Source organism: Achromobacter sp. SX5 (assembly GCF_056711425.1).
The window spans coordinates 2,017,899-2,044,030 of record NZ_CM160041.1 but is presented as its reverse complement, the minus strand read 5'-3'; the positions used below and the strand labels follow the sequence as shown (position 1 = coordinate 2,044,030).

The window sequence follows — 26,132 nt, the reverse complement described above, 5'->3', positions numbered from 1 at the left end:
CTCAGCCCTTGGGATGCTGCGAGCGGAATCCGACGGCGATGCGGTTCCAGCTGTTGATCATATTGATGGCCACCGTCAGGTTCACCTGTTCTTCCGCGCTGAAATGCCGGGCCATGGCTTCGTAGTCGGCATCCGGCGCATGGGTTTCGGACAGCCTGGTCAAGGCTTCGGTCCAGGCCAGCGCGGCGCGTTCGCGTTCGCTGTAGAGCGACGATTCGCGCCAGGCATCCAGCAGGTACAGGCGCATTTCGGTTTCGCCCTGCCTGCGCGCGTCGCTGGCGTGCATGTGCAGGCAATAGGCGCAGCCGTTGATCTGGGAAGCCCGCATCTTCACCAGCTCCAGCAGGCTGTGTTCCAGGCCGCAGCCCTCCACGAAATCGTTCAGGGCGACCATGGCCTTCATGGCCTGGGGTGCGGCGGTATAAGCATTGAGTCGGGCGGTGGCCATGGATAGCTCTCCGGCAGGTTCGCGCCGCGGGATGCGGCGCCGTCATCCACAAGACGAGGCAGCTCGGGGCGACGTGACATCGCCGACGGAAAAAATTGTAAGACCGGCGAGTTCAGGCCGCGTGGACGATGCGGGGCTCGCAGCGCACCGGGAACTTCACCGAATTGGCGATGAAGCAGAAATGGTGTGCGCGATCGTGCAGTTCCGCGGCCAGCGCCGCATCGTCGCCGGCGCGGATGGTCACCTCGGGACGCAGCGTGACGCTGGCGAACGCCCCGCCGCGCTCGCGGTCCTCCACCATCACGCCCTCGGCCTCGTCGCGGTAGGCCAGCACGGTCACGCCTTCGACGGCGCAGAAATGCAGATACCAGAGCTTGTGACAGGCCGACAGCGAGGCCACCAGCAGGTCCTCGGGATTCCAGCGCGCCGGATCGCCGCGGAACGCCGGATCGGACGAGCCCGGCACGTCGGGCTTGCCTTCGGCCCGGATCAGGTGATCGCGGGAATACGCGGTGTAGCTGGACGTGCCGGCGCCGGTATTGCCGGTCCAGTCCACGGTGACGCGGTAGCGGTGTTCGCCATTCATAGGGGTCGTCCTGTCGGCTGATTCGCGGGTCCGCCGCCGGGCGCGCCGGCGGCAAGGACATCAAGCGTAGCGCATGGGCGCGCGCCCACGCGTCCTTACATCCGGTTTCAGCACCGGCAGGTTACTGTCCTTATCGTGAACGCCTTTTCCACACAGGAGCTCGCCATGATGAAACTCACCCTGACCTGCGCCCTGACGCTTGCCCTTTTGGCCGGTTGCGCGCCTTCCCAGACCCAGTCCGGGCGCGGCGCGCCCCCAGACGGCCATACGGCCCGCAACTCCCTGGACTGGGCCGGCAGTTACGAAGGCACGCTGCCTTGCGCCGACTGCCCCGGCATCCGCACCCGGCTGATCCTGAGCCAGGACAACCGCTACGAAAGACAGACCCAGTACCTGGACCGCCAGCCGCAGCCCGAGGTCGTGACCGGCAGTTTCAGCTGGGAGTCCGACGGCAGCACCATCCGGCTCGACGCCGCCGGCGACAGCCAGCGCTACTTCGTGGGCGAAAACCAGGTGACCATGCTGTACCGCGACGGTACGCGCCCCACCGGCCCGCTGGCCCCGCACTACGTCCTGCGCCGCGCGCAATAAGCCCTCGCGCCGCATGCGCGCTTGCGGCTATGCTTGCCGCAACCCCGCGCCCGCGGCGCGCCCCTCCTCTTCGCCCAAGGAAATCATGAAGACCGATCACGAGCTGCTCTCCGCCTTCGCGCCGACCGGCGTGCTGCGCGCCTCCATCAACCTGGGCAACCCCATCCTGGCCCACGCCGATCCCGCCACCGGCAAGCCCGGCGGCGTCTCGGTGGACCTGGCGACCGAGCTGGCCCGGCGCCTGCAGGTCGGGCTGGAGCTGGTGGTGTTCAAGTCCGCCGGCGAATCCGTCAACGCGGTGGCGGCCGACCAGGCGGACGTGGGCTTTTTCGCCATCGACCCGCTGCGCGGCGAGCAGATCGCCTTCACCGCCCCATACGTGGTCATCGAGGGCGCCTACCTGGTGCGGCAGGACTCCCCCATCGCCGCCATGGACCAGGTCGACCGCGAGGGCCTGCGCGTCGTGGTCGGCAAGGGCAGCGCCTATGACCTCTACCTGACGCGCGAACTCAAGCAGGCGGAGATCTTCCGAGCGCCGACCTCGCCCGCCGTGGTCGACACCTTCCTGAGCGAAAACATGGAAGTCGCCGCCGGCGTCAGGCAACAGCTCCAGGCCGACGCCCGGCGCCTGGGCGGGCTGCGCCTGCTCGACGGCCATTTCATGCTGATCCGCCAGGCCATGGGCGTGCCCAAGCGCCGCGGCGAGCGGGCCAGCGCCTACCTGGGCGTCTTCGTCGAAGCGATGAAGAAATCGGGATTCGTGGCCGAGGCGCTGGCGCGCCACGGCATCCAGGGCGCGGCCGTGGCGCCGCTGGAAGCGGCTTCGGACGCGTAAATAAAAGCGCGCCGGCAATCGCCGGCGCGCTCTGTGCCCTTCAGTGGCTGATCATCCAGGGCCTGGCGCCCGCGAAGGACTTGGCCCCGTCCGGCGTCGTGCGCGTTTTGCCCGCCTTGCCGCCGCCGCAGCATCCGCAGTTCATGCCGTGGCCGGACCGCGAGCTGCGCGGTTCGTGCGCGCTGCGCTCATTGGCCGCGCGCGCCCGGTTCACCGCCGAGGACAGCGCGGAAATCGCAGGCGCCCCGCCCACGATGCGGCCTGAAGGCGCTCCGCATTGCGGGCACGCGGCAGGTTCCCGCCACCGCGCCAGGGGCACGAGCGCGGCGAATTCGCCGCAGCGGCCGCAGGCATAGTCGTACATGGGCATGTCGGTCTCCTAGCGGTCGCGCGAAAGCGGCATGTCCACGCCGCCCTGGATATGCTTGACGGGCCCGCTGGCCGAGGGCTGGATGTCGAAATCGAAGATTTCCGTCGGCAGCCAAAGCGTGGCGCAGGAGTTGGGAATGTCGACCACCCCGCTGATATGCCCCTGCACCGGCGCGCAGCCCAGCAGCGAATAGGCCTGGGCGCCGGAATAGCCGAACTTCTTCAGGTACTCGATGGCGTTCAGGCAGGCCTGGCGATAGGCCACGTTCACGTCCAGGTAATGCTGCTTGCCGGACTCGTCCACCGAAATGCCCTCGAAGATCAGGAAGTCCTTGTAGGCCGGCGCGATCGGGCTGGGCTTGAAGATCGGGTTCCTGATCGCGTACTTGTCCATGCCGCCCTTGATCAGCGACACGCGCATATGCACCCAGCCGGCCATCTCGATGGCGCCGCAGAACGTGATCTCGCCGTCGCCCTGCGAGAAATGCAGGTCGCCGACCGACAGCCCGCCGCCCTTGACGTAGACCGGGAAGAACACGCGGGCCCCGCGCGACAGGTCCTTGATGTCGCAGTTGCCGCCGTGCTCGCGCGGCGGCACGGTGCGCGCGCCCTCGGCCGCCGCGCGGTCGCGGTCCGCCCCTTGCAGCGCGCCCATGTGCGCCGTCTTGGGCGCGGGCGGATTGGCCAGCGGCGGCACCCGCTTGGGATTGGTGTCGATCAGCGCCTGCTCGCGCCGGTTCCAGGTATCCAGCAGCTTCTTGTCCGGCAGGCAGCCGATCAGCCCGGGATGGATCAGGCCCGCGAAACTCACGCCGGGGATATGCCGCGACGACGTGAACATGCCGTGGAAATCCCAGATGGACTTCTGCGCGTGCGGGAAATGCTCGGTCAGAAAGCCGCCGCCGTTGTTGCGGCTGAAGAAACCGTTGAACCCCCACATGCTCTCGGGCTTGGCGCCGATGTCCAGCAGGTCCACCACCAGCAGGTCCCCGGGCTCGGCGCCTTCCACCCCGACCGGGCCGGACAGGAAATGCACCGTAGTCAGGTCCACGTCGCGGACGTCGTCGGCGCTGTCGTCGTTCTTGATCGCGCCGCCGGTCCAGTCATAGGTTTCCAGTATGAAATCATCCCCGGGCCTGACCCACACCGCCATCGGAATATCCGGATGCCAGCGATTATGGATCTGCGCGTTTTCGTAGGGGGATTGAGCCAGGTCGACTCTGATGAGGGTATCGGTCATTCTCTTTCATCCCCAGCGTAATGTGTTGATAAAACAGAACTTTCTATAACCAGCCGTCCGGTGACCGCGCGCGGTTCGGCAATCACGGGCCGCTGATATGACGACGAAGGTAGGCGAGTTTCGGACGTGCGTAAACTGGTTTTCCAGCCAGTACATGGACGGCGCGCAACAGTTATGATGCAACCCGTTTCCCACGCCCCACCAAGGTTTCACGCATGGCCGCACTGCCCCGCCGACTTTTCGCTTTCCTGTTGATCTGCGCCGCCAGCGCCGGCGCGCACGCGGCCGGGGATTGCGTTGCCGAAGTCGAAGCCGAGAGCGCCCGCATCGCGCGCGCCCAGGACGTGCAGCGCACGCACGAGGCGGCCAACGACCTGCAGCTCGACCACAAGCTGTGCCAGGGCCGGCTGGATTTGCTGGACGCCCGCTTCGCGCTGGCCGACCAGTTCGAGGCCTGTCGGCGCGACGGCGTGGCGTTTCCGCAGAAGCTGGCGCGCGACATGGGCGAGGCCGCCGACGAGCTGCCGGACCTGAAGGCGAAGTGGATCAGGACCTGCGGTCCCTACATGAAGCCCTGAGTGAAGCCCTGAGTTGAGGCCCTGAACGGCCCGCGCCGCTCAGGCGGCCTGCTGTTCGGCGCTTTGCGGGTAGAAGATGGCGCGGCTGGGATCGAAGCCGTAGCGGTGCTCGAACTCGGTGGCGTCGGCGGCCAGCGCCAGCACCGAGTCCAGGATGAAATCGGCCTTTTCGTCGGACAGCAGCACGCTGAAGTTCAGCCTGACGAAGCCGGGCTTTTCGATTTCCCGGCCGTCGAGGATGGCCTGGCGCATCTGGGCGGATTCGTCCTCGCCGATCTGCAGCAGCCGGTGCACGTAAGGGCCGGCGCAGGCGCAGCCGCCGCGGGCCTGGATGCCGTAGCGGTCGCTCAGCATGCGGGTCACGAGCTGCTGGTGGACGAAGCCGCCGCGGCCGTTGCGCACGCGGAAGGAAAAGATCGGCAGGCGCTGCGCGGTGAGCGAGCCCAGCAGTTCGAGCCGCGGCGCGTCACCCCAGCGGGCCAGCGCGCGCCGCACGTAGTGGGCGTTGCGCTCGCGCATGAAATCGGCGCCCAGCGCCTCCTTGACCAGCAGCGCCAGCGCCGCGCGGATGTCGCCGACGACGTTGGGCGTGCCGGCCTCTTCGCGCGATTCCAGGCTGCCGCTGTAGTCGTGGCTGGCCGGCGATACGAACTTGACGGTGCCGCCGCCGGGCCAGGTGGGTTTGGTGTCGAGCACCGCGTCGCGGCGCACGATCAGCACGCCCGAGGCGCCCGGGCCGCCGATGAATTTGTGCGGCGAGAACACGATGGCGTCGATGCAGGCGTCGGCCGCGGGCGACATGCGCACCGGCAGATAAGGCGCGCCGCCGGCATAGTCCCACAGCATCCTCGCGCCGGCGCGCTTGACGCGCCGCGTGATGCCTTCCACGTCGGCGACGATGCCGGTCACGTTGGAGGCCGCAGACAGCGCGCAGATCACCAGCGCGTCATCCGCGCCGGCCAGCGCCGCATCCAGCTGGACCAGGTCGGGGCCGCCCGCGGCGTCCTCGGCCAGCTCGACCAGCTCGGCGCCGCACTCGCGCCAGGGCAGGATGTTGGAATGGTGTTCGTAGGGGCCGATGATGACCCGGACCTTGCGGCCGGCCGCCAGCGCCGCCGGCACGCCGAACAGATGCACCAGCCGGTTGATGCCGGCCGTTGCGCCCGAGCCCGCGAAGATCACTGCGTGTTCGTCGCCCGCGCCGCAGCAGCGGGCGATCGCCGCGCGCGCCTCGCGGCGCAGGCGGGTGATGTAGCCGCCGCAATAAGAGGCTTCGGTGTGCGAGTTGGCGTAATACGGCAGCACCTGTTCCAGCACGAAGCGCTCGACCTGCATCAGCGCCCGGCCCGAGGCGACGTAATCCGCGTAGACCATGGGCTTGGCGCCGTAGGGGCCGTCGACGACCGCGTCCTTGCCGATCAGCCCGTCGGCCAGCGCCGCAACAACGTCGTCCGCGCGGAGACTGGCTTCAAACTGCTGCAAAGGCCGCTGCGCGGCGGAACTGGCTTGGGCGGGGGCGTTCATGGCGATGAGAATTCCGGTACGTTTCGAAATATCATACGATGGATGCAACGGTGAAACATCACCTATTTTTTGCCAAAAATCACCTAAAACGGGTCATTTGATCTAAATAATGGAAAAAATAGACAAACTTGATATCGGCATAATTTCGTGCCTGCTGAAAGACGGTTCGCTGTCGCAGCGCGAGCTTGCCGACCGGGTCGGCCTGTCGCAGAACGCGTGCTGGCGCAGGCTGCAGCGGCTGAACGCCTGCGGCATCATTCGCGGCACGCGGGCCGAGGTGAACCTGGTCGAACTCGGCCTGGACCTGACGGTGTTCGTGATGATCCGCACCAGCCATCACGCCAAGGATTGGGCCGACGGTTTCCGCCGCCACGTCGAACGCCTGCCCGAGGTCACCGAGTTCTACCGCATCGGCGGCGACTGGGACTATCTGATCAAGGTGGCCTGCCGCGGCATGGCCGGCTATGACCGCTTCTACCAGAAACTGATCACGGACTTCGAACTGTCCACCGTGACCGGTTTCTTCAGCATGGAAGCCATCATCGAGAACCGCCCGCCCGACCTGCGCCAACTGGAAGGCTGAAGCCGCGGCCTATGCCGGGACCAGCGGCCAGCGCTTGGTCAGGAACAGGAACACGTGACGGAACGGATCGTCCACGCGGTGCAGCGCGCCGCTGACTTCCGCGATGGGCGGGCGGAACGCGTCGAACAGGCGCAGCGCCGTGGGCAGCACCAGGTACGGCACGCGTTCGGTCAGGTCGTTGTAGCCCAGCACCAGCAGGCCTCCGGGCTTGAGCACCGCCTCGCAGTTTTCCAGCAGCTGTTCGAAATCCCGGATTTCATCTATGCCGAAACCCAGCAGCCCGTTGGCCACCACCACGTCGAACACGTTGCCGCCGTAATGCCCCGCCATGCGCGTGGCGCTGCCCGTCCAATGCCGGCCCGGCCGGCCGTACACCGCCTGGCGCGCCTCGATGTCGAGCGTGTAGAACTCGGTGTCCAGCAGCCGGCGGTAATGCCAGTTGTGCTTGTCCAGGCCCACGAACAGCGTCTTCAGCGGACCGCCGGCGTCCACAGCCATCGTGTTGATGTAGCCGAACACCGCCTGTTCCAGGAAGCGCCGGTTTTCGGCCTGCAGCCTGAAATCGATGTTCAGCCGTTCGGCCGCGCGCGGAGACAGCTTGAACACCGCCCTCTTCAGCAAATAGCGCAGTTTGCGCATTCCGATTTCCTTTCCATGCCATTTCCAGGATAGAAAAGTTAGCGACGCGCACGGGCAGGGAATATGGGACCGGGCTGATTATTAAACCGGCCCGAATATATTCGCAGCCTTCCCCATCGCCGCACTGGCCGCGCCCGGAATCGTTTAAGACGGATTACGACTTTTGCCGGCTGTCGGAAGCCCGGAATAATCTCGGCAAAATGCAGCGCCCGATAAGCGCGAAGGAGGTGCGCCTTGGATAGCCATGCCGCAGCTTGCGCCGCGCTGCTGTCGGTGCGCGGCCTGTCGGTCGATTTCGATACCGCGGACGGCGTCGTGCATGCGGTCGAGAACCTGGACTTCGAACTGCATGGCGGCCGCACGCTGGCCATCGTGGGCGAGTCGGGCTCGGGCAAGTCGGTCACCTCGCTGGCCATCATGCGCCTCGTCGGCTACGCCGGCGGGCGCATCGCCGCCGGCCGCATCCTGTTCCGCGACGGCGCGGGCCACGAACTCGACCTCACCGCCGCCAGCGACGAGACCATGCGCGCCATCCGCGGCAACGACATCGCCATGATCTTCCAGGAGCCGATGACCTCCTTGAATCCGGTCTTCACCATCGGCGACCAGATCGCCGAGGCCATCGTGCTGCACCAGCGGCTGCCGCGCGCGGCGGCGCGCCAGGCCGCCCGCGGCCTGCTGGAAAAAGTGCGCCTGCCCGATCCGGCGCAGATGCTGGACCGCTATCCCCACCAGCTTTCCGGCGGCATGCGCCAGCGCGCCATGATCGCGATGGCGCTGTCGTGCCAGCCGCGGCTGCTGATCGCCGACGAACCGACCACGGCGCTGGACGTCACCATCCAGGCGCAGATCCTGAATCTGATCCGCGCGTTGCAGCGCGACCTGGGCACGGCCGTCATCTTCATCACGCACGACATGGGCGTGGTGGCCGAAGTGGCCGACGACGTGGTGGTGATGCTGAGCGGGCGCAAGGTCGAGCAAGGCGCGGTGCGGGAAATCTTCCACGCGCCCAGGCACCCGTACACGCGGTCCCTGCTGGCGGCCGTGCCGCGCCTGGGCAGCCTGCGCGGCCGCGACCTGCCGCTGCGCAAAGCCCATGCGCATTTCGAAGGCGGCGTGCTGCGCCAGCATGGCCAGACGCGCGAGCAGGACACCGCCCGCTATGGCGAGTCGCTGCTGCAAGTGGAGCGGCTGACCACGCGCTTTGACGCAAGCCGCAATGTCTTCGGCCGGGTCACGCGGCGCGTGCATGCCGTGGAACAGGTCAGTTTCGACCTCTATCCCGGCGAGACGCTGGCGCTGGTGGGCGAATCGGGCAGCGGCAAGTCCACCATCGGCAAGACCCTGCAACAGCTGGTGGCGCCGACCTCGGGCGCCGTGCGCTATGGCGGCCGGAACATTTTCTCCCTGGCAGGCGCCGAACGCCGGCGCCTGCGCCAGGAAATCCAGTACATCTTCCAGGACCCCTACGCCTCGCTCGACCCGCGCAAGACGGTGGCCTTCAGCATCGCCGAACCCATCCGTACGCACCGGCTGCTCGCGGGCGCAGACGCCATCGCCCGCCGCGTGGGCGCGCTGCTGGAACAGGTCGGGCTGGAGCCTCGCCACGCCGGGCGCTATCCGCACGAATTCTCGGGCGGCCAGCGCCAGCGGGTGTGCATCGCGCGCGCCCTGGCCAGCAATCCCCGGCTCATCATCGCCGACGAATCGGTGTCGGCGCTGGACGTGTCGATCCAGGCGCAGATCCTGAACCTGCTGATGGACCTGCAGCAAGACCGCGGCCTGTCCTATCTGTTCATCACGCACGACATGGCGGTGGTGGAACAGGTGAGCCATCGGGTGGCGGTGCTGTACCTGGGCCAGATCGTGGAACTCGGCACGCGCCGCCAGATCTTCGAGTCGCCGCAGCATGCCTACACCCGCAGGCTGCTGGCCGCGGTGCCGGTCGCCGAGCCGGGCCGGCACCGCGACACCGCGTTGATCGAGGGCGAAATCCCCAGCCCGCTGCGCCGCGTCGGCGACGAGCCCGCCATCGTCCGCCTGGCCGAATTCGCGCCGGGCCATCTCGTCGCCGAGGCCGCCTGAGCAGGCCCCGGCGCCCATGAATTTCGCACCCCTGGAGGCAATCATGCGATTCCTACGCAAACCCTGCATCGCCGCCGCGCTGGCCCTGGCGCTGGGCGGCGCGCAGGCCGCCGGCACGCTGAACGTCGCGATCAGCCTGGACCCGGGCAGCTGGGACCCCATCGACACCTTCCTGACGGCCTGGGGCTCGGTGGGCGGCAATCTGTATGACGGCCTGACGATGCGCGGCGCCGACCTGACGCTGCAGCCGGGCCTGGCCACCAGCTGGGAATTCCTGGACGACAACCAGCGCCTGCGCTTCAAGCTGCGCACCGGCGTCAAGTTCCATAACGGCGAACCCTTCGACGCCGAGGCCGTGAAGTTCAGCTTCGAACGCCTGCTGGGCGCCGAGGGCCTGAAAGGCCCGCAGAAATCCAACTACGACTCGATCGGCGAGGTCCGGGTGGTGGACGAGCACACCGTCGACTTCGTGCTGAAGCGGCCGGACCCCATCCTGCTGACCAAGCTGGCCGGCTATGGCGCCATGATCGTGCCGCCGCGCTACATCAAGGAAAAAGGCGAAGAGTACTTCAACGCCAACCCGGTGGGCACCGGCCCGTTCAAGTTCGCCGGCTACCGGCCCAAGGTCAGCATCACGCTCGCGCGCAACGATGACTACTGGGGCGGCAAGCCCAGGCTGGACCAGGTGATCTACCGATTCATCGGCGAACCCGGCACCCAGGTGGCCGAACTGCAGGCCGGGCGCATCGACATCGCCACGCTCATTCCGCTGGGCCTGATCGACACCGTCAAGGGATCGAGCAAGGCCGACGTCATCTCCACGCCCGGCCCGGTGGTGCACGCGCTGCGCTTCAACACCAGAAACGGCATCACCCGCGACCGCGACGTGCGCCGCGCGCTGACCATGGCCGTGGACCGCGACGCCATCGTCAAGCTGCTGTTGCTGGGCCAGGCCCGGACCATCGCCAGTTTCCAGGGGCCGTTGTCGTTCGGCTACAACCCCGAGCAAAAACCCCTGCCCTTCGATCCCGAGGGCGCCAGGAAGCTGCTGGCCGCGGCGGGCGTGAAGCCGGGCGCCGCCGTGCGGATCGACGTGCGCGGCAACACCTCGAACTTCCGCGAAGTGGCGCAGGCCGTCGCCGGCTACCTGCAGGCGGTGGGCGTGCGCGCCACGATCAAGCCGCACGAAGCCAGCGCGCTGCTCAACGACATCATTCCCAACGGCAAGGCCGGCGACATGTGGCAAAGCCAGTGGGGCGGCTGGACCTACGACTACGACAACACCGCCTACCTGATGTATCACTCGGGCCAGAAATGGAACCCGTTCGACGACGATCCCAAGCTCAACGCCATGCTGGAGGCGCAACGCACCGTCTATGACCGCAAGCGCCGCGAAGCCATGCTGCAGGAGATCGCCGGCTACGTCGCCGACCAGGCGCTGGATCTGCCGCTGTACAGCCTGAACACCATCGTGGGCGTGAACAAGCGGGTCAGGAACCTGGAGCTGCCCGGCGACATCCGCTTCCGCTTCCTGGAAACCGCCGTGGACTGATCCCATGACCGGATTCATTGTCCAGCGGGTGTTGCAGGCGGTGTTCGTCATCATCGCGGTGACGCTGCTGGTCTCGTACGCGGTGCGCATGACCGGCGATCCGGCGCTGATGCTGAGCGAAGGCGCGGGCGGCGTCACCGAAGAGGACCTGGCCAACATCCGCCAGGCGCTGGGCCTGAACCGCCCGTTCCACGAGCAATACCTGTCCTACATGCAGGGGCTGCTGCGCGGCGACTTCGGGCGCAGCTTCCTGGGCGGTACGCCGGTGGCCAGGCTGATCGGCGAGGCGCTGCCGGCCACGCTGATGCTGGCCTGCGCCTCGCTCGCCGCATCCATCCTGATCTCGCTGCCGCTGGGCATCCAGGCCGCGGTCAGGCGCGGGCGGGCCGCCGACCAGGCCATCCGCATCCTGTCGCTGGTGGGCTTGTCCTTTCCCAATTTCTGGCTGGCGCTGATGCTGGTGCTGCTGCTTTCCATCACGTTTCCGCTGTTGCCGCCATCCGGCTGGAGCGGCCCGGCCAGCCTGGTGATGCCCGCCCTGACCATGGCCATCATCCTCAGCGCCACCAATATCCGGCTGGTGCGCACCACCATGCTGGACACGCTGTCGGCCCAATACATCATGGTGGCGCGCAGCAAGGGGCTGAAGGAACGCGTGGTGCTGTACAAGCACGCGCTGCGCAACTGCGCGATTCCGCTCATCACCTATCTGGGCCTGCAGTTCGGCGGGCTGATCGGCGGCATCGTGGTCATCGAAATGGTCTTCAACTGGCCCGGCATGGGCACCCTGGCCTTCGACGCCGTGGCCGGCCGCGACTATCCGGTGCTGCAGGGCGCAGTCACGGTGCTGGCCGCCCTCATCGTGCTGGTCAACCTGGCCGTCGACATCGCCTACGGGCTGGTCGACCCTCGCATCCGTGCGCGCTGATCCCGCGCGTCCGTCCCGCATGCAGACCCTGTCCACCCCCGCCGCCGCCGAGGGCGCCAGGCCGCGCCTGCGCCTTTCGCTGGAGTTGGCGCTGGGCGTGCTGCTGACCGGCGGGATGGCGGCGCTGGTGCTGGCCTCGGGCTGGCTGTTTCCGGACGGCGGCGCGGCCATGGACCTGACGGCCCGCCTGACCGCGCCGGCCGTCACCGCCGCGCATCCGCTGGGCACCGACCCGCTGGGCCGCGACGTGCTGGCGCGCGTCATCGTCGGCGGTAGAATCTCGCTGCTGGTGGGGTTCGCATCGGTGCTCGGCGGCGCGCTGCTGGGCAGCGTCATGGGCCTGGTCGCGGGCTTCTACCGCGGATTCTGGGACGTGATCGTGATGCGTTGCGCCGACGTGCAGCTGGCGCTGCCGTTCATCCTGGTGGCCATCACGTTCATCGCGATCCTGGGCGGCGGCCTGTCCAACGTCATCGTCTTCATGATCGCGTCGCAATGGGTGCAGTACGCGCGCGTGGTGCGGGCGCAGGTGCTGACGCTGCGGGAGCGGGAATTCGTGCAGGCCGCGCGCGCCTTCGGCGTGCGCGACCCGGCCATGATGCGGCATCACATCGTGCCCAACGTGCTGGGCCCGCTGGTCATCCTGATGACGCTGAACGTGGCCAACAACATCCTGCTCGAAAGCAGCCTGACGTTTCTCGGGCTGGGGGTGGACCCCATGATTCCCAGCTGGGGCGGTATGCTTGCCGACGGCCGGACCTACATGCAGACGGCCTGGTGGGTCAGCGTGTTTCCCGGACTGGCCATCATGCTGACGGTGCTGGGCCTGAATCTGCTGGGAGACTGGCTGCGCGACCGCCTCGACCCGAAAGGGTGAACCGTCACGGGTTTTAAGGATTTTGAAAGATGCCTTTGCTGGAAAAAACATTCGACCGCACGCTGGACGCCTGGACCCACGCCTACATGGCGCCGGCCTGGCGCGGCGCGACGGTGGAAGGCTGGCTGTTCGAAGGGCCGCAGGCGCGGCTCGCGGCCCAGGCCCGCCTGGCGCAGGCCGGGGTCACCGCCCGTTTTCGCAGCGCCTACAAGCCGCTGCTGCATTTTTTCCTGGAAGAGGTCGAACGCGCCGGGCTGGTTTCGGCCCGCGTGCGCTATCCCGTGCACGAACACGCGCACGCCAGGCGCTTCGCGCTGGAGGCCTATCCGCTGGTCGGCCTGCTCGACGGGGTGCGCGTCACGCTGGAAGCGGGCGCGGATGACCTGCACTACGACGTGGCGCTGGGCTATGCCGACGGCAGCGTGATCGAACAGCGCGTCTACGCGCCGAACCAGCTCGGGCACGCCCCCGACGGCACGCCCGAACTGTCGCCCACGGGCTGGCTGCGGGTGCGCGACGCCGAAGGCGCGCTGCATACCGACGCCGCGCATCTCACCGAATACCAGCAGGTGTTCCGCAGCATCGTGGATACGGTCCGCGCCCGTTCCTGGGGCGCGCACGAACCCTTTTTCGAACGCCTGGAGATCCGCGTGGACCTGCCCGGCATCGAGTTCGCGCTGCCGGTGGACGAAGAAATCGTCAGCACTTTCGAGGCGCTGCACGAAGACCTGTATTTTTCGCTGCTGGAATTCTTCCAGCGGCACTCCGGGCGCCCGGCCGGCGACCGCGGCCTGCAGCCCGGCCAGATCGTTCCCGACATCCGCCGCAACGACGGCGCGGCGCGCGTGCGCATGACGCTGGAACCTTTCGCCGCGCTCGCGCCGCTGGTTCCCGCCGCCCCCGCCATGCCGCTGGCGCAGATGCGCGAGCCGCTGTCGGCCGCGCAGATCGCCGGCTGCATGGCCGACCTGGGCGGCGACGCCTTCCAGGCCGTCTCGCGCGAAGGCCGCCCGGTGCTGGGAACCTATCTGCGCGGCCCGGGGCCGGCCGTCTTCATTTCGGGCGCGCAGCACGCCAACGAGACCTCGGGCGTCGTCGGCGCCCTGCGCGCCGCGCAGGCGCTGGCGGCCGCCGGCGACCCGCATTTCGCGCTGATCGCCGCCGAAAATCCCGATGGCTATGCGCTTTTCAACCGCCTGCGCGAACGGCATCCGCGCCACATGCTGCACGCCTCGCGCTACAGCGCGCTGGGCGACGACATCGCGCACCGCGAGAACGCCCCGTTCTTCGAGCGCGAGGGCCGGCACCTGGCGCTGGCCATCAGCGGCGCGCAGCTGCACATCAACCTGCACGGCTATCCGGCCCACGAATGGACCCGTCCGCTATCGGGCTACCTGCCGCGCCATTTCGAGCGCTGGACCATACCCAAGGGATTTTTCCTGGTCATGCGCCACCATCCGGGCTGGGGCGACCGCGCCCGCCGCCTGGTGGCGGGCGTGACGGCGCGGCTCGCCCGCGACGTGGCCGGCCTGGTCGAGTTCAATGCCCGGCAGCTTGAACGTTTTCAGGCGCACGCGGTCGAAACCGGTTTCGACCTGCATCACGGCATCCCCGTGCAGATCGAGGAAAGCGACCGCGAAGCGGTCCCACTGACCTTGATTTCGGAGTTTCCGGATGAAACCGTCTATGGCGAGCGCTATGTTTTCGCGCATACTGTACAAATGGAAACCGTCCTGGCGGCCACCGGCCTTTACCGCGCAGGACTTTAGCGGCTACGCGCCGCTCGCGGCCAAGGACCGCAACGGCACCCGACTCTCAATCAATAAGAAATGAATATCCGAGAACGCAATCACGGCGACGATCTGGCCCTGGTGGACATCTGGCTTCGTTCGGTGCGCGCCACGCATACGTTCCTGACGGAAAAAGAAATCCAGGCCATGTACCCGCAGGTGCTCAACACCTACCTGCCGTCCGTGCGGGTATGGGTTTGCGAGGACGACACCGGCGAGGTCGCAGGCTTCATGGGCCTGAACGGCAACAAGGTCGAAATGCTGTTCGTCGACGCCAACAAGCGCGGCAAGGGCGCCGGCCGCCGGCTGCTGAATTTCGCGCGTTCGCTGCACGGCACCCTGCTGGTGGACGTGAACGAACAGAACCCGCAGGCCCACGGCTTCTACAAGCACTACGGGTTCGAAGACGTCGGCCGTTCAGACCATGACGATTCGGGCCGGCCGTTTCCCATCATCCATATGAAACTGGCCAACTGACGCCGGAATGCACGGCGGCGAGAACCGCCTCGTTCACATAGCCCCCCTCACCCCGCCGATTTTTCCTCATGCCTGGCGCGCCAGGCCTTGAGCGCTTCGCGGTAGTTGTCCATGGCTTCGTTGTAGACGTCATAGACACAGGGTATGCAGCCGCTGTTGCAGCATTCTTCGGGCGCGGGCGGCTCGGGCGGCACGGGCGGCGGATCGTCGTCGAAAACAGGTTTGGTGCTCATACAGAGATGTTAACGCCGCCGCCTGGACCTTACTGAGGACGCGTGCGGATCGCGACGGGCGGCCAGGTTTCCTTGATCGCGTCGTAAATGCGCTTGCCGACCCGGCCGTCCTGCGGCAGGTTGCGCCGGGCCTGTTCCTCGCGCACGGCGTCGCGCGTCTTGGCGCCCGGAATACCGTCGGCCACGCCCACGTCGTAGCCCAGGCCGTACAGCATTTCCTGCAGCTCCTTGATCTGCGCGCGCGACAGGCCCGGATCGTCGGTCGGCCAGGCCGCGGCCAGGGCCGGGCCGCCTTGCAGGCGGTTGAGCAGCAGCGACACCGCCAGGCCGTAGCGGCGCGACTGGTTGTAGTGCAGGATGGCGTCGAAATTCACGGTGGCCAGGAACACCGGGCCACGGGCGCCGGTGGGCGCGAACAGATAGGCCTGCTGGTCGTTGCCGGCGGCCAGCTTGAGCGCCGAGCCGTCGCCCTGCTTCACGCCGGCCTGCGCCCACTGCGCGATGCTGCGGCGGTCCTGCGACCCCACGTACTCGGCGTCGGGCTCGGGCGCAATGGCGGCCGCGACCTCGGCGGGCACGCGCACCTCCACCACGGCCGGCAGGCCGTGCGTCCATTTGGCGCGGCGCTTGCGCAAATGGTTGGCGGTGGAGGCCAGCGCGTCGGGCAGCGAGTTGTACAGATCGATCTTGCCGTCGCCGTCGCCGTCGGCGGCCAGTTCGTAGAACGAGGTCGGGATGAACTGCGTCATGCCGAAAGCACCGCTCCAGGAGCCGACGAAGCTGTCGGGCTGCACGGTGCCGTCGCGCAGCAGCCGCACCGAGGCGTAGGCGTTCTTCTCCCACAGCGATTTGTTCTCGGTGCAGGCGCGCGTCAGCCAGGCGTTGAGCACGTCGGTCTTGCCGACCTGGCGGCCGTAGTTGGTCTCGATGCCGAAGATGGCGACCAGCGTGGCCGGGTCCACCTGGTACTGCTGGCCGATGGCGGCCAGCTGCGCGCCGTACTTGGACAGCACCGCCTGGCCGTCCTTGACGCGCTCGTCGTCCACCGTCTTGGCGATGTAGTCCCACCAGGCTTCGCGGCCTTCGGGCTGGCCCTTGGCCGAGGCCACGGTGGTGGGCAGCAGCTTGGCGTTGGCGGTGTACTTGTCCCAGTCCGCCACGGTCAGCCCGTTGGCGGCGGCCCCCTTGCGCAGTTTGGCGATGCAGGCCTTGGTGCCCAGTTCGGTCGGAACGATGACCTGCGGCGCGGCGGGCGCGGCGGCGGCGGGGTCCGCCACGGCGGTGGCGGGCGCGGCGGCGGCCGGCGTGGTTGCGGCCGGCGCGGCTGCGGGCGCGGCCGGCGCGGGCGCGTCGTCGAAGCTGCGCTTGGGCGTCAGCGCGGGCAGCGGCTGGGCCGGCGCCGCCGGCTGCGCGCGCGAGCCGGTGGCCGAGGACGGCGACTGGGCGTGCGCGGCGCCGGCGGCCGCGGCCGCGAACGCCGCGGCGCTCAGCACACGGGCAAAGGTATCGATCCGAAAGCGAATGGAACGCTGGCGCATGGCAATCCTGAAAATTCGAAGTCAGCCCGGATCGTACCGCGATCCGGGCCTGTCCATCGAACGCCGGGCGCGTTGCCAAGCCTGCGGCGACGGAGAATAATCGCCCCATCGCCACCCTGTCCGCGCCATGACACCCTTCCGAGGCAAGCTACGCATCCGGCACCTGGAAATCGTGCTGACCGTCGCCGAATTGGGCAACCTGTCCAAGGCGGCCGCGCAATTGCACAGCACGCAATCGGCCCTGTCGCGCGCCATCGCCGAGATCGAGGAACTGGTGGGCGCGCGGCTGTTCGAGCGCACCGCCAAGGGCACCACCTGCACCGCGCTGGGCGTGGCCATGTGCCGCCACGCCCGCCAGCTGCTCACCGGCCTGCGCAAGGCCGAGACCGACCTCGCCGCCGTGTCGCGCGGCGACGAGGGCAGCCTGACCGTCGGCTGCTTTTCGATGTTCGCCAGCTGGCCCATGGCCGAGGCGGCGCGGGCGTTTCGCGTGGCCTGTCCGCGCATCACGCTCAGCATAGAAATCGGCACGCACGAGCGGCTGATCGAAGACCTGGACGCCGGCGCCATCGACGTGCTGATCAGCCGTTTCTCGTCGGCGGTCAATCCGCAGATCTACCGCTCCATCAACCTGCTCAACGACCCCATCGTGCTGGCCTGCGCCGCCGACCATCCGCTGGCCGGCGCGCCCGAGGCCACGCTGGCCGACTGCGTGGCCTATCCCTGGATCGCCGCCCTGCCCGGCAGCCGCATCCGCGGCGAACTGGAACTGTCGCTGCGCCAGGCCGGGCTGCCGATACCGGATATGATCGGCGTCCTGTCGCTGGAATTCGGCCGCGAGATGCTGCTGGAAGGCCAATATCTGTGGATGCTGCCCGGCAGCGTGGCGGCCGTGCGCCAGGCGCGCGGCGAACTGGTGGTATTGCCGGCGCGCCCGGCGCTGCGCAAGTCGCCGCTGGCCGCCATCTGGCGCCGCGACCGGCCCAGCACGCGGCAGGCGCGCGCGTTCGCCGCGCAGCTCGAACTCGCCATCGCCGCAGACGGCATCGCGCTGGCGGCCTGAACCTCTGGACCCGGACATCATGCACGAATGGCTCAACGCACTGCCCAAGGCGGAACTGCACCTGCACCTGGAAGGCTCGCTCGAACCCGAGCTGCTGTTCCTTCTGGCCGCGCGCAACGGCGTGGCCCTGCCCTGGCCCGACGTCGAATCCCTGCGCGGCGCATACGACTACGGCAATCTCCAGGAATTCCTGGACCTCTATTACCTGGGCGCGGACGTGCTGCGCACCGCGCAGGACTTCTATGACCTAACCTGGGCCTATCTGCTGAAGTGCCGCGAGCAGAACGTGGTCCACACCGAACCTTTCTTCGATCCCCAGACCCACACCGACCGCGGCGTGCCGCTGGAAGCGGTGCTGGAAGGCATCGGGCAGGCGCTCGAAGACGGCCGCAGGCAGCTCGGCGTCAGCAGCGGGCTGATCCTGAGCTTTCTGCGCCACCTGCCCGAAGCGCAGGCCATGCAGACGCTGGAAGCCGCGCTGCCCTACCGCGACGCCTTCATCGCCGTGGGCCTGGACAGCAGCGAAAAAGGATTCCCGCCGCGCCTGTTCCAGCGCGTGTTCGACCGCGCGCGCGCCGAAGGCCTGCCCGCCGTGGCCCATGCCGGCGAGGAAGGCCCGCCCGAATATATCTGGGAGGCGCTCGACCTGCTCAAGGTGCGGCGCATCGACCACGGCGTGCGCGCCGCCGAAGACCCCAGGCTGATCGCCCGCCTGATCGACGAGCAGATCCCGCTGACCGTCTGCCCGCTGTCGAACATCCGCCTGCGCGTGTTCGAGCACATGCGCCATCACAACATCCTGTCGCTGCTGGACGCGGGCGTGAAGGTGACGGTGAATTCCGACGATCCCGCCTACTTCGGCGGCTACGTGAACGAGAACTTCCACGCCCTGTACGAACACCTGGGCATGACCCGCGGGCAGGCCCAGGCGCTGGCCGACAACAGCCTGGATGCGCGCATCGCCGGGTAGGCGCAGCCGGCCATTCCCGTTTCGCATGGCTTCTTTCAAAACCGGAATGTCCGGTCCGGCCCTTTCCTCCCTACCATAGTCCGGCGGCCCCGGCATCCGCCGCGGCCGATCGACGGACCAAGGAGGCAGGATATGAGTCAAACCGTTCAGGCGGCCCTGCGGGCGGGCACGCTGACCGGCGTACGCGCGGGCGGCGTTTGCCGCTATGGTGCCATTCCTTATGCGCAGGCCCCGGTGGGTCCGCTGCGCTTCGCGCCGCCGCAGCCGCCGGCGTGGCGCGGCGATCTGGACGCCACCGGACGCGGCGCGGTCGCGCCGCAGTTGCCCTCGCGCCTGCGCGAGGCCATGGGCGACTTCGACGCCCCCCAATCGGAAGACTGCCTGCACCTCACCGTGTGGACCCCCGCGGCCGACGGCAAGCGGCGTCCCGTGGTGGTGTGGCTGCACGGCGGCGCCTGGCAAAGCGGCGGCGGCGCGCTCGACTGGTACGACGGGTCGCTGCTGGCGCAGCGCGGCGACGTGGTCGTGGTGGCGGTCAATTACCGGCTGGCCGCGCTGGGTTGGCTGTACGTGCCGGGCCAGACCGCCAACGTGGGCCTGCTGGACCAGGAAGCCGCCATCGACTGGGTGCTGGAGAATATCGAGGCCCTGGGCGGCGACCCGCAGCGGCTCACGCTCATGGGGCAGTCGGCCGGCGCTTCCTCGATCTGCGCCATGCTGGCGCGCAAGCCTCGCTTCTCGCGCGCCATCCTGCAAAGCGCCGCGCTGGGCCGCGGTTTTCGCAGCGCGCAGCAGGCCGAGGTCCTGGGCCAGGCGTTTCTACGCGCCGCCGGCGCCGACTCCCTGGAAGCGGCGCGCGCGCTGCCGGTGGCCGCGCTGCTGGCCGCGCAGCAGGCGCCCGAAGTGATGGCGGCCCTGCGCGCCGAAGACAGCAGCCGCAGCCTGTTCGGCCCGGTGGTCGACGGCGATACGCTGCCGCTGGAGATCGCGCCGGCGCTGCGGCGCGCCGCCGCCCGCGCCGACGTGCTGGTCAGCTACACGCGCGACGAAATGGCCGCCTTCCCCGGACACGCAACGGATGCGGCCGGCCAGAAACTGGGCGACGCGCTGTTCGGCGCGCCCTCGCGCCTATGGGCGCAGGACGCCGTCGCCCAGGGCCGCCAGGCCTGGCTGGCCCGCTTCGACGTGGCGCCCACGGCGCGCTTCGGCGCCTGCCACTGCATCGAACTGCCTTTCGTGTTCGACACCCGGCAGGCTTTCGCCGCCGCGCCCATGCTGGCCGGCCTGCCGACGGCGCAGGCCGAGTCGCTGGCGCGCCGCACGCAGGCGGCCTGGATCGCCTTCATCCGCGGCGAAGCGCCCGACTGGCCGGCGGCCCCGCATCTGCAGGCGCTGGCCTGAGCCGCACGCAATCCACATCAATCAAACAAGGGGAATCCATGTTCAAGCAAACCATGCTGGCGCTGGCGCTCGCGCTGCCCGTGGCCGCCTCGGCCGCCTATCCGGACAAGCCGGTGAAGATCTTCGTGTCCAACCCGCCGGGCGGGCCGGTGGACGTCATGCTGCGCGTGCTGGCCGCCAAGCTGGGCGCCGCCTGGGGACAGCCCGTGGTGGTGGAAAACCGGCCGGGCGCCTCCGGCATCATCAGCACCAATGCGCTGGCCAAGTCCGCGCCCGACGGCTATACGCTGGGCATGGTGGTGGCCTCGTCGGTCACCATCGTGCCGTTCGCGGTCGACAGCCTGCCTTTCGATCCGCAGAAAGACCTGCAGCCGATCTCGCTGGTGGCGCGCACGCCGTTCATCTTCGTCGTGCCCACCGACAGCCCGCTCAAGACCTGGGAGGATTTCGTGCGCGCCAGCAAGGCCCGCAGCCTGAGCCTGGGCTCGTCTTCCATCGGCACGGCGTTCCACTTGGTCTGGGAGCAGACCGCGCGCCGCGCCGGCATCAAGGCCCTGTACGTGCCCTCTTCCTCGTTCGGCAAGACCCAGAACGACCTGATCGGCGGGCAGCTCGACGTGGCCCTGGACGCGCCTTCCAGCGCCAAGGGCCTGATCGACGGCGGCCGCCTGCGCGCGCTGGCCATCACCAGTCCGCAGCGCTTCGCCGGCCTGCCCGGCACGCCGACGCTGGAGGAGTCGGGCATGAAGGGCTACGCGCCGCAGCCGTGGATCGGCCTGATGGCGCCGGCCGGCACGCCCGCCGACCGCGTGGCGCTGATCCAGCGGGCGGTGTCCGGCGTCCTGCAGGAACCCGAGATGAAGGCGCAGATGGAAACGCTGGGCATGATCCCCATCGGCAGCACGCCGCAAGCGCTGGCCGCCACCATAGATTCGGACCGGGCCGAGATGGAGCCGCTCATCAAGGAGCTGGGCATCAAGCTGCAATAACCCGCGGCCGGGCGCGGGCATCACGGAGCGGGACGCGGGTGAAATATAGAATGGCCCGACTCCCACTCCCGCTTCCTCCATGCATCCCGCACGCCGCCGCGCGCTCGTCCTGGCCGTCAACCTGGGCAGCTTCATCACCATCCTCGACATCAGCATCGTTAACGTGGCGCTGCCCACCATGCAGGCCGCGCTGCGCATCGACATGGCCGGCCTGCAATGGGTGGTGGACGCCTACGCCCTGTTCCTGTCCGCCTTCATGCTGTCGGCCGGGCCGCTGGGCGACCGCTACGGCCGCAAGCGTTCGTGGCTGGCGGGCGTGCTGCTGTTCACGGCCGGCTCGGCGCTTTGCGGCATGGCGCAGAACCTCACGGCGCTGCTGATCGGCCGCGCCGTGCAGGGCGTGGCCGGGGCGCTTCTGATCCCGGGCGCGCTGTCGCTGCTGACGCAGGCGTTCCCCGACCCCAGGGAACGCGCGCAGGCCATCGGCGTCTGGGCCTCGTGCAACGCGGTGTCGCTCATCGTCGGCCCCATGCTGGGCGGCGTGCTGGTGGCGCACTTCGACTGGCAAAGCATCTTCCTCATCAATCTGCCGGTGGGCGCGCTGGCCGTCGCGCTGGGCGCCTGGAGCATCGCCGAAAGCGCCCATCCCGAACATGCCGCCTTCGATCCCGCCGGCCAGGCGCTGAGCGTGCTGTGGCTGGGCGCGCTGACCTACGGCCTGATCGCCGCCGGCGAACACGGCTGGGCCGCGCCGCAGGCCGCGGGCGCGCTGGCGCTGGCCGCAGCCGGGCTGCTGGCCTTTCTGTGGGTCGAGCACCGCGTCGCCCGGCCCATCCTGCCGCTGGGGCTGTTTCGCGACCCCGCCTTCGCCATCACCAATGTCGCGTCCTTCGTGCTCGGTTTCTCGGCCTACAGCAGCCTGTTCTTCTTCTCGCTGTATCTGCAGCACGTGCAGAGCCTGTCGCCGCTGGCGGCCGGCTGGCAGCTGGCGCCGCAGTTCGCCGCGGCGGGGCTGGTCTCCATCGTGTTCGGCCGGCTCAACCAGCGCTTCGGCCTGCCGCGGCTGATGGTCGCCGGCTACGTGTTCATCGGCGCGGCCATGCTGGGCATGACGCTGCTGCAGGCGGGCACGCCCTACGCCGTCACCGGGTCGCTGCTGGTGCTGCTGGGGCTGGGCACGGGGCTGGCCGTGCCCTCGACCAGCATGGCGGTGATGGCCAGCGTGCCGCGCGAACGTTCCGGCATGGCCTCGGCCACCATGAACGCGCTGCGCCAGACCGGCATGACCATAGGCATCGCCCTGCTGGGCGCGCTCATGAGCGCGCGCGCGATCGACGCGCTGGCGGCCGCGCTGGCGCGCCGCGGCGTGCCCGGGGCAGAGATCGCCGCGCACGCCGCCGTCACGCGCCACGTCATGCCGGCGCAGCCCGCGGATGCGGCCGCCCTGTTCGGCGACGCGCTGACCGGCGGCTTCCACGCCGCCATGTCCGCCGCCGGCGGCGCCGCGCTGCTGGCGGCGCTGTTGCTCGCGCTTCTGGCGCGCGGTTCGCGCCGCCTGCTGCGCGCCGCCTGAAGCGGGATTCCGGTGCCCGAAATTCCACTCGCCGGAATCAAAACGGCCTGTTTTTAAGCATCCGTAACCAGACGCGACGACGCTGCGGCGCTCCGGTAAGATCCTCGACCAATAACAGGTTAACAACCACGAGGAGAACAGACATGGCGTATTCCAAAGCCGTGTTCCGCCTGGCGCCGCTGGCGCTGGCCGCACAACTGCTCATGGCCGGCCCGGCAGCCGCGCAGAGCGCGCCCGGCACCCAGGGCCCGCCGGTCCCGGCGCCCGCGCCGGCCCTGGCCGCGCAGATCGACCAGCGCGCCAAGGCCATCGAAGACAAGCTCATCGCGTGGCGGCGCGACATCCACCAGCACCCCGAACTGGGCAACCAGGAACAGCGCACTTCCAAGCTGGTCGCCGACCATCTGCGCGCGCTCGGCATGGAAGTGAAGACGGGCGTTGCGGGCACCGGCGTGGTCGCCCTGCTCAAGGGTGGCAAGCCCGGCCCGGTGGTAGCGCTGCGCGCCGACATGGACGCGCTGCCGGTGAAGGAACAGGTGGATCTGCCGTTCGCATCCAAGGCCAAGGGCACGTTCCTGGGCAAGGAAGTGGACGTCATGCACGCCTGCGGCCACGACGCCCATACCGCCATCCTGATGGCCACCGCCGAAGTGCTGGCCGGCATGAAGGACGAGCTGCCCGGCAGCGTCAAGTTCATCTTCCAGCCGGCCGAGGAAAGCCCGGCCGAATTCGAGCCCGACGGCAAGAAGGTCTGGGGCGCCAAGATGATGGTGCAGGAAGGCGTGCTGGAAAATCCCAAGGTCGACGCCATCTTCGGGCTGCACGTGTCCAGCGCCTATCCGTCGGGCAAACTGTCGTGGCGCAGCGGCCCGGCCATGGCGGCGGCCGACCAGTTCTGGATCGACGTCACCGGCAAGCAGACGCACGGCGCGCGGCCGTGGTCGGGCATCGACCCCATCGTGGTCGGCTCGCAGATCATCCTGGGCCTGCAGACCATTCCCAGCCGCCAGATCAACAGCATGCTGGAGCCGGCCGTCATCACCGTGGGCGCGATCCACGGCGGCAACCGCATGAACATCGTGCCCGAAAGCCTCGCCATGACCGGCACCATCCGCACCTACGACGAGGGCATGAAGAAGGACATCCACCAGCGCATCGCGCGCACCGCCGACATGATCGCGCAAAGCGCGGGCGCCAAGGCGGACGTGCGCGTGGTCGAGCTGTACAACGCCACCGTGAACAATCCGGCGCTGACCGAGAAGATGGGCCCGACCCTGCGCCGCGTCGCGGGCGAAGGCAACTACGGCCTGCAACCCAAATCCACGGCGTCGGAGGACTTTTCGTTCTATCAGGAAAAGGTGCCGGGCATGTTCTTCTATCTGGGCGTGACGCCCAAGGGCACGGACGTGGACAAGGCCGCGCCCAACCACTCGCCGCGCTTCTACGTCGACGAGTCGGGCCTGCTCAACGGCGTGCGGGCGCTGTCGAACCTGGCGGTGGACTACATGGCCGAGGCGCAGAAAGGCGGCTGAATGTGGAACGCCGGGCGGCTTTCGCCGCCTGATGGGTTTCGCGCGTTCGATGATTGGGTCCTTGCTCAAGGAATCTCGCGCTGCACCCATCCTACGATGCGGTCACGAACGTAGGATGGGTGCAGCGCGGCACGTTCCGGGCAAGAACACGAACGCGTAACGCGCGAAACCCATCGGCCGGCGCGAGCCGGCTGCGCTTGCGACGAAAGGCGGCGGCTTTCGCCGCCTGATGGGTTTCGCGCGTTCGATGATTGCGTTCTTGCGCAAGGAATCTCGCGCTGCACCCATCCTACGCCCGGTAAACGGGCCATCTACGGGATACGGCGCTAGACGTAGAACGCCGCGTGGTAGGCGACTTCGCCTTGCGCGGGACGCGTGAAGGCCAGCGCCATGAAGTACTCGGGCGGCACGCCCGGATACGTCAGCCCCGGCGTCGCGACGAAGCCGAAGCGGCCGTAGTAGTCCGGCTCGCCCAACACCACGCAGCCGGCCGCGCCCTGCGCCCGCAGCCTGGCCAGGCCTTCCTGCAGCAGCGCCGCGCCCACGCCGCGGCGCTGCCGGTCCGGCCGCACGGCCAGCGGCCCCAGGCCGTACCAGTCGCGCGAACCGTCGCTCACCGCCACCGGCGAGAACGCGACGTGGCCCACCATCTCGTCGCCGTCCCACGCCGCCAGCGACAGCGTCAGCGCGCCGGCCTCGCGCAGCGCGTCGATGATGCGGCCTTCGGTGTGCTGGCTGTGGGGATGGTCTTTGAACGCGTCCTGCGTCAGGGCGTAGATGGCCTCGCGGTCGCGGGGCGTCTCGGGAAGTATGCGCATGGCGATGCTCCTGCGGTTGTGGCGCCCAGTGTAGCCGCGGCCGCATTGACGCAGGCGCGGCCCGTCGATACAGTGGCCTCACCTCTTACCCTGCGACCATCCCATGAACCCTTACCGCGTCGGCATCGCCGGCTTCGGCGCCATCGGCCAGGCCGTGGCGCAATCCCTGGACGCCGGGCTGCCCGGCCTGGCCCTGGCCGCCGTCGCCGTGCGCGACCCGCAGGCCCCGCCGGCATACGCCTGGAGCGGCGGCGCTCCCGTCTTCACCACCATCGGCGCGCTGCACGAGCATTGCGACGTAGTGGTGGAATGCGCGCCCGCCGCCGTGTTCCGCGACATCGCCGAACCGGTGCTGCGCGCCGGCAAGAAGCTGGTCGTGCTCAGCTCCGGCGCCCTGCTGCGCAACGACGACCTGATCGAACTGGCCCGCGCCCATCACGGTCAGATCGTGGTGCCGTCGGGCGCCATCCTGGGCCTGGACGCCATCACCGCCGCGGCCGAAGGCGTCATCCATTCCGTCACCATGATCACGCGCAAGCCGGTGCGCGGCCTGCTGGGCGCGCCTTACCTGACGGACAACAACATCGACATCGCGGACATCGCCGAACCGCGCCTGATTTTCCGCGGATCGCCGCGCGAAGCGGCTGTGGGCTTTCCCGCCAACCTGAACGTGGCGGTCAGCGTGTCGCTGGCCGGCATCGGTCCCGACAAGACCACCCTGGAAATCTGGGCCGATCCCTCGCTGGACCGCAACGTCCACCGCGTCGAGGTCGTATCCGACTCGGCCTCGTTCTCGATGGAAATCCAGAACATTCCCTCGGCCAATCCCAAGACCGGCCGCATCACCGCGCAAAGCGTGGTGGCCGCGCTGCGCAAGCTGACCGGTCCTCTGCGCGTGGGCACCTGACGCCCG

General features: G+C 68.6%; 26 protein-coding genes. 17 read left to right on the top strand and 9 right to left on the bottom strand.

Features of this window, described 5'->3' with window-relative positions; translation table 11 throughout:
• Position 1: 1 nt before the first annotated feature.
• The gene (locus AC1M14_RS09650) at positions 2-448 is read right to left on the bottom strand and encodes a carboxymuconolactone decarboxylase family protein (protein ID WP_102772260.1); all 447 of its coding nucleotides are present in this window, start codon (positions 446-448) and stop codon (positions 2-4) included.
• A gap of 112 nt (positions 449-560) precedes the next feature.
• Positions 561-1,034 (bottom strand): OsmC family protein, encoded by a 474-nt coding sequence (locus AC1M14_RS09645; protein WP_479731481.1) that lies wholly within the window; start codon positions 1,032-1,034, stop codon positions 561-563.
• A 165-nt stretch (positions 1,035-1,199) separates the two neighbouring features.
• Between AC1M14_RS09645 and AC1M14_RS09640 the strand changes: the two genes are divergently transcribed.
• Together AC1M14_RS09640 and AC1M14_RS09635 are read left to right on the top strand one after the other, a co-directional pair.
• A complete protein-coding gene (locus AC1M14_RS09640; RefSeq protein ID WP_209165266.1) occupies positions 1,200-1,625 on the top strand; it encodes a copper resistance protein NlpE in 426 nt (141 codons plus the stop codon).
• Positions 1,626-1,710: 85 nt separating this feature from the next.
• Positions 1,711-2,460 carry an ABC transporter substrate-binding protein gene (locus AC1M14_RS09635; protein WP_479731480.1) on the top strand — a complete coding sequence of 250 codons (750 nt, stop codon included), beginning with the start codon at positions 1,711-1,713 and terminating at the stop codon, positions 2,458-2,460.
• A 40-nt stretch (positions 2,461-2,500) separates the two neighbouring features.
• On the opposite strand, the gene AC1M14_RS09630 is transcribed toward AC1M14_RS09635, so the two are convergent.
• Positions 2,501-2,830 carry a zinc ribbon domain-containing protein gene (locus AC1M14_RS09630; protein WP_102772264.1) on the bottom strand — a complete coding sequence of 110 codons (330 nt, stop codon included), beginning with the start codon at positions 2,828-2,830 and terminating at the stop codon, positions 2,501-2,503.
• A gap of 9 nt (positions 2,831-2,839) precedes the next feature.
• Complete coding sequence (gene fmdA / locus AC1M14_RS09625) at positions 2,840-4,069, bottom strand: formamidase (RefSeq protein ID WP_102772265.1); 1,230 nt, start codon at positions 4,067-4,069, stop codon at positions 2,840-2,842.
• Positions 4,070-4,284: 215 nt separating this feature from the next.
• Between fmdA and AC1M14_RS09620 the strand changes: the two genes are divergently transcribed.
• The gene (locus tag AC1M14_RS09620; RefSeq protein ID WP_102772266.1) at positions 4,285-4,647 is read left to right on the top strand and encodes a hypothetical protein; all 363 of its coding nucleotides are present in this window, start codon (positions 4,285-4,287) and stop codon (positions 4,645-4,647) included.
• 39 nt (positions 4,648-4,686) lie between these two features.
• Here AC1M14_RS09620 and AC1M14_RS09615 read toward each other — a convergent pair whose 3' ends face one another.
• Complete coding sequence (locus tag AC1M14_RS09615) at positions 4,687-6,171, bottom strand: aminotransferase class V-fold PLP-dependent enzyme (protein WP_479731479.1); 1,485 nt, start codon at positions 6,169-6,171, stop codon at positions 4,687-4,689.
• A gap of 109 nt (positions 6,172-6,280) precedes the next feature.
• Between AC1M14_RS09615 and AC1M14_RS09610 the strand changes: the two genes are divergently transcribed.
• The gene (locus AC1M14_RS09610) at positions 6,281-6,754 is read left to right on the top strand and encodes an Lrp/AsnC family transcriptional regulator (RefSeq protein WP_102772268.1); all 474 of its coding nucleotides are present in this window, start codon (positions 6,281-6,283) and stop codon (positions 6,752-6,754) included.
• A 9-nt stretch (positions 6,755-6,763) separates the two neighbouring features.
• Here AC1M14_RS09610 and AC1M14_RS09605 read toward each other — a convergent pair whose 3' ends face one another.
• Positions 6,764-7,393, bottom strand: coding sequence for a class I SAM-dependent methyltransferase (locus AC1M14_RS09605; protein WP_111824730.1), 630 nt, complete (start codon positions 7,391-7,393; stop codon positions 6,764-6,766).
• Between the two features lie 234 nt (positions 7,394-7,627).
• On the opposite strand from AC1M14_RS09605, the gene AC1M14_RS09600 reads away from it, so the two are divergent.
• From AC1M14_RS09600 to AC1M14_RS09575, 6 genes are read left to right on the top strand one after another with little or no spacing between them, the layout of a single operon-like run.
• On the top strand, positions 7,628-9,478 hold the full coding sequence (locus AC1M14_RS09600; RefSeq protein ID WP_479731478.1) for an ABC transporter ATP-binding protein: 1,851 nt from the start codon (positions 7,628-7,630) through the stop codon (positions 9,476-9,478).
• 43 nt (positions 9,479-9,521) lie between these two features.
• Positions 9,522-11,030 carry an ABC transporter substrate-binding protein gene (locus AC1M14_RS09595; RefSeq protein WP_479731477.1) on the top strand — a complete coding sequence of 503 codons (1,509 nt, stop codon included), beginning with the start codon at positions 9,522-9,524 and terminating at the stop codon, positions 11,028-11,030.
• Between the two features lie 4 nt (positions 11,031-11,034).
• A complete protein-coding gene (locus AC1M14_RS09590; protein WP_479731476.1) occupies positions 11,035-11,958 on the top strand; it encodes an ABC transporter permease in 924 nt (307 codons plus the stop codon).
• On the top strand, positions 11,948-12,835 hold the full coding sequence (locus AC1M14_RS09585; protein WP_479731475.1) for an ABC transporter permease: 888 nt from the start codon (positions 11,948-11,950) through the stop codon (positions 12,833-12,835). Before AC1M14_RS09590 ends, AC1M14_RS09585 begins: the two co-directional genes overlap by 11 nt.
• Before the next feature lie 29 nt (positions 12,836-12,864).
• Complete coding sequence (locus tag AC1M14_RS09580) at positions 12,865-14,604, top strand: M14 family metallopeptidase (protein ID WP_479731474.1); 1,740 nt, start codon at positions 12,865-12,867, stop codon at positions 14,602-14,604.
• A 60-nt stretch (positions 14,605-14,664) separates the two neighbouring features.
• Positions 14,665-15,102, top strand: coding sequence for an acetyltransferase (locus tag AC1M14_RS09575; RefSeq protein ID WP_479731473.1), 438 nt, complete (start codon positions 14,665-14,667; stop codon positions 15,100-15,102).
• A gap of 47 nt (positions 15,103-15,149) precedes the next feature.
• Here AC1M14_RS09575 and AC1M14_RS09570 read toward each other — a convergent pair whose 3' ends face one another.
• Both AC1M14_RS09570 and AC1M14_RS09565 read right to left on the bottom strand, forming a co-directional pair.
• Complete coding sequence (locus tag AC1M14_RS09570) at positions 15,150-15,335, bottom strand: oxidoreductase-like domain-containing protein (RefSeq protein WP_102772275.1); 186 nt, start codon at positions 15,333-15,335, stop codon at positions 15,150-15,152.
• A gap of 29 nt (positions 15,336-15,364) precedes the next feature.
• On the bottom strand, positions 15,365-16,873 hold the full coding sequence (locus AC1M14_RS09565) for a lytic murein transglycosylase (protein WP_479731472.1): 1,509 nt from the start codon (positions 16,871-16,873) through the stop codon (positions 15,365-15,367).
• A gap of 127 nt (positions 16,874-17,000) precedes the next feature.
• On the opposite strand from AC1M14_RS09565, the gene AC1M14_RS09560 reads away from it, so the two are divergent.
• The 6 genes from AC1M14_RS09560 to AC1M14_RS09535 all read left to right on the top strand — a co-directional run bounded on the left by AC1M14_RS09560 (position 17,001) and on the right by AC1M14_RS09535 (position 24,401).
• Positions 17,001-17,936: a LysR family transcriptional regulator gene (locus tag AC1M14_RS09560; protein WP_111824723.1), complete on the top strand. Its 936-nt coding sequence runs from the start codon at positions 17,001-17,003 to the stop codon at positions 17,934-17,936.
• 19 nt (positions 17,937-17,955) lie between these two features.
• A complete protein-coding gene (locus AC1M14_RS09555) occupies positions 17,956-18,906 on the top strand; it encodes an adenosine deaminase (RefSeq protein ID WP_111824722.1) in 951 nt (316 codons plus the stop codon).
• Positions 18,907-19,038: 132 nt separating this feature from the next.
• Positions 19,039-20,307 carry a carboxylesterase family protein gene (locus tag AC1M14_RS09550; RefSeq protein WP_479731471.1) on the top strand — a complete coding sequence of 423 codons (1,269 nt, stop codon included), beginning with the start codon at positions 19,039-19,041 and terminating at the stop codon, positions 20,305-20,307.
• A 38-nt stretch (positions 20,308-20,345) separates the two neighbouring features.
• The gene (locus AC1M14_RS09545) at positions 20,346-21,296 is read left to right on the top strand and encodes a Bug family tripartite tricarboxylate transporter substrate binding protein (protein WP_479731470.1); all 951 of its coding nucleotides are present in this window, start codon (positions 20,346-20,348) and stop codon (positions 21,294-21,296) included.
• 79 nt (positions 21,297-21,375) lie between these two features.
• Entirely contained in the window at positions 21,376-22,869 is a 1,494-nt protein-coding gene (locus tag AC1M14_RS09540; RefSeq protein ID WP_479731469.1) for an MFS transporter, read from the top strand.
• A gap of 143 nt (positions 22,870-23,012) precedes the next feature.
• Complete coding sequence (locus AC1M14_RS09535) at positions 23,013-24,401, top strand: amidohydrolase (RefSeq protein WP_111824720.1); 1,389 nt, start codon at positions 23,013-23,015, stop codon at positions 24,399-24,401.
• 326 nt (positions 24,402-24,727) lie between these two features.
• Here AC1M14_RS09535 and AC1M14_RS09530 read toward each other — a convergent pair whose 3' ends face one another.
• A complete protein-coding gene (locus AC1M14_RS09530; protein ID WP_111824719.1) occupies positions 24,728-25,219 on the bottom strand; it encodes a GNAT family N-acetyltransferase in 492 nt (163 codons plus the stop codon).
• A 103-nt stretch (positions 25,220-25,322) separates the two neighbouring features.
• Between AC1M14_RS09530 and AC1M14_RS09525 the strand changes: the two genes are divergently transcribed.
• A complete protein-coding gene (locus AC1M14_RS09525; protein ID WP_111824718.1) occupies positions 25,323-26,126 on the top strand; it encodes an aspartate dehydrogenase in 804 nt (267 codons plus the stop codon).
• Positions 26,127-26,132 lie beyond the last annotated feature (6 nt).